Source organism: Dyella ginsengisoli LA-4 (genome assembly GCF_000334915.1).
GTDB lineage: Bacteria > Pseudomonadota > Gammaproteobacteria > Xanthomonadales > Rhodanobacteraceae > Dyella_A > Dyella_A ginsengisoli_A.
On record NZ_AMSF01000033.1, the window covers coordinates 171,231 to 177,266 of the forward strand.

The following is a 6,036-nucleotide window of genomic DNA, read 5'->3' on the forward strand; positions in this document are numbered from 1 at the left end:
AGGACTTCAGCCCCAGCCCTGCACCAGCCGCACCAGGGCGTAGGCCAGCAGGCCGGTGACCGGCAGGGTCAGGATCCACGACCACACCATGCGCTCGACCACCGTCCAGCGGATCGCGTTGAAGCGCTTGGCCGCGCCCACGCCCATGATCGAGGCGGACACGTTGTGGGTGGTCGAGACCGGGATGCCCAGCGAGGAGGCGAACAGGATCACCGCCGCCGAACTGAACTCCGCCGCGAAACCGTTGATCGGGTGCAGCTTGACCATCTTGTGGCCCAGCGTCTTGATGATGCGCCAGCCACCGCCGGCGGTACCCGCCGCCATGGTCAGCGCGCACACCACCGTCACCCACACCGGCACCGCGAAAGGATGGCTGGCGTCCGTGGTGATGCGCAGGAAGCCGAGCCAGGCCGGCAGGTGATCGAACTGCCCGGCGCTGGTGGCGCCGGCCAGCGCCAGGGCGATGATGCCCATGCTCTTCTGCGCGTCGTTCATGCCGTGCGAGACGCCCATCGCGGCAGCGGAGAAGATCTGCGCCTTGCCGAACAGCGCGTTGACGAACGGCGTGCGGCCGAAACGGCGCAGGACGCCGGTGCGGTTGGCCAGCCAGGCGAACAGCGCGTAGAGCAGCCCCATCAGCGCGAAGCCGAGCACGAAGCCCATCAGCGGCGAGACCACCATCGGCACGATCACCTTCGGGATCACGCCGGCGCCGTTCCACCAGTGGCTGCCGCCATGCGACCAGATCACCGCATCGAACTTGCCGCCGGCTGCCGCCACCGCCGCGCCGACCAGGCCGCCCACCAGCGCGTGGCTGGAGCTGGACGGCAGGCCCAGCCACCAGGTGAGCAGGTTCCAGACGATCGCCGCCAGCAGTGCACAGACCAGCAGCTGCGGCCCCACGTCGACCACGTGGATATCGATCAGCCCCTTGGCGATGGTCACCGCCACCGCAGTGCCCCACAACGCGCCGGCAAGGTTGGTCACGGCGGCCATCAGCACCGCCTGACCCGGCGTCAGCACCTTGGTCGCCACCACCGTGGCGATCGAGTTGGCGGTGTCGTGGAAGCCGTTGATGTAGGTGAAGGCCAGCGCGATCGTCAGGACCGCGATCACCATGCCCAGCGTCATGTGCGGCTCCCCTGGGAACCCGGTTGGAAAGTCGACACGGCGGCGCCCTCAGGAGTTCTTCAGCACGATGGAATAGACGACGTTGCCGACATCGCGGCACTTGTCGATCGCCTTCTCGATCAACTCGAACAGATCCTTGGCGAGCACCGCGCGCATGACGTCGGCTCCTTCGACGTAGAGCGTGCGATAAGGGGCGAGCAGCAGCTTGTCGCCCTCGGACTCCAGCGCCTGCAGGCGGTCCTGCAGTTTCTTCACCGGATCGATGCGCAGGCCGCGGCGCAGCTCGCCGATCATCTGCACCACCACCTCGGCGGAGCGCTCCAGCACCAGCGCGCGCTGGGCGAAGTCCACGCCGGCCAGCCGATCGGCCACCACGGCGTAGCGCTCGGCGAATTTCTCCACCGTCTTGGGAATCTTGTACAGCGCCGCATTGAGCGCCTCGATGTCCTCGCGGTCCAGCGCGGTGACGAAAGTGTTCACCAGCTCTTCGCTGATCTGCTGGGCCAGCGCCTTCTCGCGGGCACGGCTGGATGTAAAAGCCGCCATGACCGGAGCATGGTCAGCTTGGCTGACCAGCTCGCGCACGGCGCGGGCGCTGTCGCAGGCCGCTTCGGCGCTTTGTTCCAGAAGGCCGTAGAAGCGGTCGCCTTTGCCGAACATCGCTTGCAAAGAGAACATCGGGGACACCTTGGGATGGGTGAAAATGACGCTTATGTTACAGGAGCCCCCAAGCGCCGGGCAGCCGCTCCCGGCCACGTGATCCGGGGCCCCTCCTGCCCCTACACTGCGCCCATGGCTTCCCGATCCCGCTCCGCGCGATGCTGACCGAATTCGCGCTCGTCTTCGTCCTGTCCCTGTGCAACGGCTTCTTCGCGCTGTCGGAGATGGCCTTGGTCGCCTCGCGCAAGAGCCGCCTGAAGCAGATGGCCGACCGCAGCCGCCGCGCCCGCGTGGCGCTGCGCCATGCCGAGTCGCCCGAACGGTTCCTTTCCACCGTGCAGGTCGGCATCACCCTGGTGATGCTGCTGACCGGCGCGCTGGCAGGCGACGCGCTGGGCGAGCACATCGCCGAGGCCCTGCACCGCGACCGCGCGGTCTGGCTGGAACCCTACGCCCACGCGCTGGGCTTCGCGATCAGCTTCATCGTCATCTCCTTCGTGCAGATCGTGTTCGGCGAACTGGTGCCCAAGCGCCTGGCGCTGGCCAGCCCGGAGAGGGCATCGATGGTGGTCGGCATGCCGATGCTGGTGCTCAGCCGGATCTGCTCGCCGTTCGTGTGGCTGCTCAATACCTGCAGCACGCTGGTGCTGCGGCTGCTGCGCGTCACCGACAAGGGCGGCGCGGCAGTGACCGAAGAGGAAATCCGGCTACTGGTGGCCGAGAGCGCCGAACAGGGCGTGCTCGACGCCGACGAGCACAACATGGTCAACCGCGTGCTGCGACTGGGCGACCGCACCGTGGACAGCGTGATGACTCCACGCATGCGCATCGCCTGGCTGGACATCGCCGCGCCGCTGCACGAGAACATGGCCGTACTGCGCGAGACGCCGTACTCGCGCTATCCGGTCTACCGTGGCGACGAAAGCGATGTCGTCGGCGTGGTCGAGGTGAAGAGCCTGCTGGCCGACCTGGGCCAGGGCAAGCCGGACCTGTTCCGGCGCCTGTCCAAGCCGCTGTACGTGCCGGCCACGGCGCGCGCGCTGGATCTGCTGGAGGAATTCCGCGACGCCGAGACGCCGATGGCGCTGGTAGTCGATGAATACGGCGACATCGAGGGCGTGGTCACCATCAACGACCTGCTCTCGGCGGTGGTCGGCGTGGCTCAGCTCGGCCACGGCAGCCCCGGCGAGGAGAGCTCGCCGATCGTCCGGCGCGAGGACGGCAGCTGGCTGGTCGACGGCACCCTGTCCACCGACGATCTGCGCGAGCTGCTGCGCGTCGGCCCGCTGCCGGGCGAGGACGAACACGATTTCCGCACCGTTGCCGGCATGGTGATGACGGCACTGGGCCATATCCCGCAGGTGGGCGAGGTGTTCGAGTGGCGCGGCATCCGCTTCGAGGTCATGGACCTGGACGGCGCACGCATCGACAAGCTGCTGGTGGTGCCGCCGCCACCCACCGACGGCCCCGACGACGACGCCACGCGCGGCGGCTGACACGGCAGACGCGAACCATGGGCGAGTCGCACGACGCACCGGCCGGCCACACCACCGCTACCCGGCTGCTACGCCAGTCGATCGCCAGCCAGCCGGACACCCGGATCACCCTCGACGCCCTGCTCGACCCGCTGCGCGAGCGTGCCTTCGGCGTGCTGCTGATCCTGTTGGCCATCCCCAACTTCATGCCTCTGGCGATGGGGATCGGCGGCGTGATGGGCGCTGGGGTCATGGCGATCGGCGCACAGATGGCGCTGGGTGCGACGCGCCCCTGGCTGCCCCGCTGGATCGGTCGGCGCCGGCTGGATCGAAGCCGGTTGCTGACCCTGCTGGACCGGCTCGATCCGGTGATGTCGCGGCTCGAGCGGGCCTGCCGGCCACGCCTGCCGGGCCTGCTGCGCCGACCATCGAGCCTGCTCTCGGGCGTCATGCTGATCCTGCTGGGCCTGATGCTGGCCCTGCCCCTGCCCTTCACCAACTACTTCTTCGGCGCGCTGCTGCTGGCGTTCGCCTTCGCCCTGATCGAGCGCGACGGCGCGGTGCTGATCGCCGCCTGGGCATTGACGCTGGCCAGTGCCGGCGTGATCGCCGGGCTGGGCGAGGTGCTGATCCTGCTGCTTCGCGGCGGCGCCTGACTCAATCGCGACCGCGCTCCCCGGCCAGCATCGCCATGCGCTGCGCGTCGGCGAAGATGCCGTGCAGCACACGCAGCTCGCGCTCGCTCATCTGCGCGCGCTGGAACAGCTTGCGCAGCCTGAGCATGATCGTGGTCGGCGTGCGGCCCTTGTGGAAGTCGATGTCGTCCAGCATCTGGGCGAGGTGTTCGTAGAAGCGCTCCATCTTCTCCGCATCGGCCGGCGGCTCCTCGTGCAGCGGCGGCGCCTCGGGCAGGTCGTCGCCGAGCATCGCCATGCGCAGCTCGTAGGCCATCACCTGCACCGCCTGCGACAGGTTGAGCGAGCTGAAGTCCTCCACGCTGGGGATGCGCACCATCGCGTGACAGCGCGCCAGCTCCTCGTTCTCCAGGCCGGTGCGCTCGTTGCCGAACACCCACGCCACCTGCTCGCCGCGCGCGGCGGCGGCCAGCGCCTGGGCCCCGCCCTCGCGCGGACTGAGCTCAGGCAGGTTCACCCCGCGCCGACGTGCCGACAGGCCCAGCGCGAAGGTGCTGCCGGCCAGCGCGTCGACCAGTCCCTCGTGCAGTCCGACCGAGCCCATCACGTCGTCGGCACCGGCCGCCAGCGCGGTGGCTTCCGGGTCGGGAAAGCGGTGCGGCGACACCAGCTCCAGCCGGGTAAAGCCCATGGTGCGGATCGCCCGCGCGGCGCTGCCGATGTTGCCGGGATGGGAGGTGCGCACCAGCACGAAACGGAACAGCGGGGCGAGGTCGAGAGCGGGCATGCGGCGGTTCTTCGGCGCGGAAACGGCCGCCTAGGATAGTCCAGGCCGGCCCGAGCCTGCCGCCGGGCCGCGCCTCTGCTAGAATCCGCGGCCGCTAACCCGTTCTTTTTACAAAGTCCCCGCCATGCCAAGACCCGCCGTTACGATCGCGGCGCGCGCCGCGCGCGCTGCCGGAAACATCATCCTGCGCTACATGAACCGCATCGACGGGCTGAACGTCGTCGAGAAGCAGCAGATGGACTTCGTCTCCGAGGTCGACCGGCTGGCCGAGGCGGAGATCATCAAGGAACTGCGCCGCGCCTACCCGGACCACGCCATCCTCGGTGAGGAGAGCGGCGCGATCGGCAAGGGCCCGCTGCAGTGGGTGATCGACCCGCTGGATGGCACCCACAACTACCTGCGCGGCATCCCGCATTTCTGCGTGTCCATCGGTCTGCTCGAGAAGGGCGTGCCGACCTATGGCGTGGTTTTCGACCCGCTGCGCGACGAGCTGTACACCGCCAGCAAGGGCGACGGGGCCTATCTCAACGACCGCCGCATCCGCGTCAGCAAGCGCGACGACCTGGGCGGCGCGATGATCGCCACCGGCTTCCCCTACCGCCAGCGCGCCCACCTGGGACCGCAGCTGGACATGACCCGCGCGATCCTCGGCCAGGCCGAGGACATCCGCCGCTCCGGCTCGGCCGCGCTGGACCTGGCCTACACCGCCGCCGGCCGCTACGACGGCTATTTCGAGATCGGGCTGAAGCCGTGGGACATGGCCGCCGGCGTACTGCTGGTGCGTGAAGCGGGCGGCCGCTACTGCGATTTCGCCGGTCGCGACGGCATCCCCGAGAGCGGCAACCTGATCGCCGGCAACCTGCACGTGGCCAAGGCGATGGTCGATGCCATCGGCGCGCAGGCCACGCCGACGCTGCTCAAGGCCTAGGTCAGCGGACATCCTTCATGGCCTCGCTGTCCTCGCCCAGGCGGGGACAGCGGGATGGATCAGCCCTGCCAATGCGCCGGGCCTCGATCTCGTCGGGTGCGCGGGCATCGAGCGCGCCCGGCGGCACGCTCCAGGTTTCGCCCACGCCGTGCAGACCGGAAGCAGACGGTTTCAGTTCGACCATGTAGCCGGCGTCGGGCGCGCGGTCGAGTTCGAAGCGGACGGTTCCATCCGACGAGCGGACCGACCAGGTCACGAAACGGCGCGCCGCCGCGCCCGGAGCGAACACCCAAGCTCCGCCCCCGCGCATCGACATCCGGCCGCCGCCCTGCACCGGGTCGAGCCGCAGACACCCGTTGACATGCCCCGACTCCAGCCATTTGTCCCGGGTACGTCCCTGCTTATCGAGCAGGGGGGGGG

General features: G+C 69.1%; 7 protein-coding genes. 3 read left to right on the forward strand and 4 right to left on the reverse strand.

The window, feature by feature from the left end:
- Positions 1–6: 6 nt before the first annotated feature.
- Together C693_RS0109965 and C693_RS0109970 are read right to left on the reverse strand one after the other, a co-directional pair.
- On the reverse strand, positions 7–1,131 hold the full coding sequence (locus C693_RS0109965; RefSeq protein ID WP_017462127.1) for an inorganic phosphate transporter: 1,125 nt from the start codon (positions 1,129–1,131) through the stop codon (positions 7–9).
- Positions 1,132–1,179: 48 nt separating this feature from the next.
- Positions 1,180–1,809, reverse strand: coding sequence for a DUF47 domain-containing protein (locus C693_RS0109970; protein WP_017462128.1), 630 nt, complete (start codon positions 1,807–1,809; stop codon positions 1,180–1,182).
- A 140-nt stretch (positions 1,810–1,949) separates the two neighbouring features.
- Here C693_RS0109970 and C693_RS0109975 point away from each other — a divergent pair, with 140 nt between their 5' ends.
- Together C693_RS0109975 and C693_RS21510 are read left to right on the forward strand one after the other, a co-directional pair.
- Positions 1,950–3,287, forward strand: coding sequence for a hemolysin family protein (locus tag C693_RS0109975; protein ID WP_017462129.1), 1,338 nt, complete (start codon positions 1,950–1,952; stop codon positions 3,285–3,287).
- Between the two features lie 17 nt (positions 3,288–3,304).
- Positions 3,305–3,922 (forward strand): exopolysaccharide biosynthesis protein, encoded by a 618-nt coding sequence (locus tag C693_RS21510; RefSeq protein ID WP_017462130.1) that lies wholly within the window; start codon positions 3,305–3,307, stop codon positions 3,920–3,922.
- Position 3,923: 1 nt separating this feature from the next.
- Here C693_RS21510 and C693_RS0109985 read toward each other — a convergent pair whose 3' ends face one another.
- Positions 3,924–4,688, reverse strand: a complete 765-nt coding sequence (locus C693_RS0109985) for an RNA methyltransferase (RefSeq protein ID WP_017462131.1) — start codon at positions 4,686–4,688, stop codon at positions 3,924–3,926.
- Positions 4,689–4,812: 124 nt separating this feature from the next.
- Between C693_RS0109985 and C693_RS0109990 the strand changes: the two genes are divergently transcribed.
- The gene (locus tag C693_RS0109990) at positions 4,813–5,616 is read left to right on the forward strand and encodes an inositol monophosphatase family protein (protein WP_026107321.1); all 804 of its coding nucleotides are present in this window, start codon (positions 4,813–4,815) and stop codon (positions 5,614–5,616) included.
- Between the two features lies 1 nt (position 5,617).
- Here C693_RS0109990 and C693_RS0109995 read toward each other — a convergent pair.
- Positions 5,618–6,036: hypothetical protein (locus C693_RS0109995; protein ID WP_157798590.1), on the reverse strand; the 419-nt coding region annotated here is incomplete at its 5' end.